General features: G+C 72.6%; 2 protein-coding genes and 1 pseudogene. All 3 read left to right on the top strand.

Features of this window, described 5'->3' with window-relative positions; all coding sequences use genetic code 11:
* A pseudogene (locus QH270_RS30500) lies at positions 1-278 on the top strand (glutamyl-tRNA reductase); the annotation flags it as partial.
* Complete coding sequence (hemC, locus tag QH270_RS30495) at positions 275-1345, top strand: hydroxymethylbilane synthase (protein WP_280347759.1); 1071 nt, start codon at positions 275-277, stop codon at positions 1343-1345. The pseudogene QH270_RS30500 and the gene hemC, both read left to right, overlap by 4 nt.
* On the top strand, positions 1342-2913 hold the full coding sequence (locus tag QH270_RS30490; RefSeq protein ID WP_110039196.1) for a uroporphyrinogen-III synthase: 1572 nt from the start codon (positions 1342-1344) through the stop codon (positions 2911-2913). Before hemC ends, QH270_RS30490 begins: the two co-directional genes overlap by 4 nt.
* Positions 2914-3081: the final 168 nt, after the last annotated feature.

Here is a 3081-nt window from a genome sequence, read left to right as displayed (position 1 = left end):
CCGTGCGCCGCGTCGTCGACAAGCTGCTGCACGCGCCGACCGTGCGCGTCAAGCAGCTGGCCTCGACGCCGGGCGGCGACAGCTACGCCGAGGCGCTGCGTGAGCTGTTCGAACTGAAACCCGGTGCGGTGCAAGCGGTTGCCGCGCCCATGGAGGTCGCCGCGGCCGAGTCCGCGCTGGCCGACGACTTCACCGCAGGACACCTCGGCGATGCGCAGGTCCGCATGACCGAGTCGAAGCCCGGACCACTCGGGCGTGCGCAGGAGGAATCCGCATGACCACGACAGTGCAGGAAGAGGACACCGTGACCGCAGGCAGCATTCGCGCGCCGTGGCGGATCGGCACGCGCGGCAGCCTGCTCGCGCTGACGCAGGCCGGCACCGTCCGTGACGCGCTGATCGCCACGGGTCAGCCCGCCGAGCTGGTCGTCATCAAGACACCGGGCGACCTGTCGTCGGATCCCGTGCAGAAGATCGGCGTCGGCGTGTTCACCTCGGCGCTGCGCGACGAGCTGGCCGCGGGCACCATCGACATCGCGGTGCACTCCTACAAGGACCTCCCCACCGCGCAGGACCCGCGCTTCGTCATCCCCGCCATTCCGCCCCGCGAGGACCCGCGCGACGCGCTGGTGGCCCGCGACGGCCTGGTGCTCGGCGAACTGCCCGCGGGCGCCAAGGTCGGCACCTCGGCCCCGCGCCGCGCCGCCCAGCTGCGCGCTCTCGGTCTCGGCCTCGACATCGTCCCACTGCGCGGCAACATCGACTCGCGCCTGCGCAAGGTGAGCGAGGGCGAACTCGACGCCATCGTCATCGCCCGCGCCGGGCTGTCCCGCATCGAGCGCACCGACGCGATCACCGAATCGCTCGAGCCGGTGCAGATGCTGCCCGCTCCCTCACAGGGCGCCCTCGCGGTGGAATGCCGCAGCGACGACGCGGAGCTGATCGAGATCCTCGCCGGTCTCGACGACGCCGCGACCAGGGCCGCGGTCCTGGCCGAGCGCGCCCTGCTCGGCGAGCTCGAGGCGGGCTGCACCGCGCCGATCGGTGCCATCGCCGAGGTCGTCGAGTCGATCGACGAGGACGGGCGCATCTTCGAGGAGCTGTCGCTGCGGGCCTGTGCCGCCGCGATCGACGGCTCCGACGTGCTGCGCGCCTCGATCGTCGGCGCGCCGCGCGATGCCGAGGCGCTCGGCATCGCCCTCGCGCGCGATCTGCTGGATCTGGGCGCTCGCGCATTGCTGAGCGTCGCGGACGAGCCGGAACCGGAGGTCGGTTCCCCCACACAGGCGGTGAACACCCCCGCCCCAGACTTCACCAATTCCAGCCCGATGGAGAACAACCGATGAGCAGCCGAGCCACCAAGAAGCAACCAGGGCGGATCCTTTTCGTCGGATCCGGCCCCGGCGACCCGGCCCTGCTGACCGTGCGCGCCCGTGAGGTGCTCGAGCGGGCGACGCTGGCGTTCACCGATCCCGATGTCGACAAGGGTGTGCTCGCCCTGATCGGCCTCGCCGTCGAGCCGGGCGAGGACGGCGAACGCGCCGTCGACGTGCGCCCGGCGCTGGGCGAGCCCGCCGAGGTGGCCAAGACGCTGATCGCCGAGGCTCGCGGCGGACACGATGTGGTGCGCGTCGTCGCCGGTGACCCGCTGACCACCGATTCGGTGATCAACGAGGTCAACGCCGTGACCCGCTCGCACATGGTGTTCGAGGTGCTGCCCGGCCTGCCCAACGGGTCCGCGGTGCCGAGCTACGCGGGCATCGCCCTCGGTTCCGGGCACACCGAGGCCGATGTGCGCGGCGAGGTCGACTGGGCCGCGCTGGCCGCCGCTCCCGGTCCGCTGGTGCTCAGCGCCACCTCCGGGCACCTGGCCGAGACCGCGAGCGCGCTCGTCGAGCACGGCCTCGCCCCGCAGACCCCGGTCGCGGTGACCGTGCGCGGCACCACCCGCCAGCAGCGGACCATCGAGGCCACCCTCGCCACCCTGAACAACGCGGCCTCGGAGCTGGTCGGCCCGCTGATCGTGACGGTCGGCAAGGAGGTCGACAAGCGGTCGAAGATGTCGTGGTGGGAGTCGCGTGCCCTCTACGGTTGGACCGTGCTGGTGCCGCGCACCAAGGACCAGGCCGGCGAGATGAGCGAGCGGCTGGTGACCCACGGCGCCATCCCGATGGAGGTGCCGACCATCGCCGTCGAGCCGCCGCGCAGCCCCGCGCAGATGGAGCGCGCGGTGAAGGGCCTGGTGGACGGTCGCTACCAGTGGGTGGTGTTCACCTCCACCAACGCCGTGCGCGCGGTGTGGGAGAAGTTCGCCGAGTTCGGTCTGGACGCGCGGGCGTTCTCCGGCGTGAAGATCGCCTGCGTCGGCGAGGCCACCGCGGAGAAGGTGCGCTCCTTCGGCATCAATCCCGAACTGGTGCCGAGCGGGGAACAGTCCTCCGAGGGCCTGCTCGCCGACTTCCCGCCCTATGACGACGTGTTCGACCCGGTGAACCGCGTGCTGCTGCCGCGCGCCGACATCGCCACCGAGACCCTCGCCGAGGGCCTGCGCGAGCGCGGCTGGGAGATCGACGACGTCACCGCCTACCGCACCGTGCGCGCTTCGCCGCCGCCCGCGGAGACCCGCGAGATGATCAAGACCGGTGGTTTCGACGCGGTCCTGTTCACCTCGTCCTCCACGGTCCGCAACCTCGTCGGTATCGCGGGCAAGCCGCACGCGCGCACCATCGTCGCCTGCATCGGCCCGAAGACGGCCGAGACCGCGATCGAGTTCGGCCTGCGCGTGGACGTGCAGCCCGAGACCGCGCAGGTGGGCCCGCTGGTGGAGGCGCTGGCCGAGCACGCCTCGCGCCTGCGCGCCGAGGGCCTGCTGCCGCCGCCGCGGAAGAAGAGCCGCCGCAGCAGCAGCCGCTAGGCTCCACAGGTACCCCGAAGGCCCGCCCACAGTGGCGGGGCGTGGGGGGTGCGGGGTAATAGGGGGTTGGGGCGCAGGGTGGGGGCCCCCCCGGAGGGGGGGTGGGGCGGGGGGCGCCGGTGGAGGTGGGGCGCGGGGGGCGGGGTGGTGTGGTTGGTGGGCGGGTTT

It is taken from the genome of Nocardia neocaledoniensis, assembly GCF_029868625.1.
In the GTDB taxonomy this organism is placed as follows: domain Bacteria; phylum Actinomycetota; class Actinomycetes; order Mycobacteriales; family Mycobacteriaceae; genus Nocardia; species Nocardia neocaledoniensis_A.
The sequence above is the reverse complement of the archived record's forward strand: the minus strand, read 5'-3'. Positions and strand labels throughout refer to the sequence as shown.

Bases quoted from the DNA above. Each gene is read 5' to 3' on its own strand.
- hemC (WP_280347759.1), top strand. From the start codon at position 275: ATGACCACGACAGTGCAGGAAGAGGACACCGTGACCGCAGGCAGCATT.
- QH270_RS30490 (WP_110039196.1), top strand. From the start codon at position 1,342: ATGAGCAGCCGAGCCACCAAGAAGCAACCAGGGCGGATCCTTTTCGTC.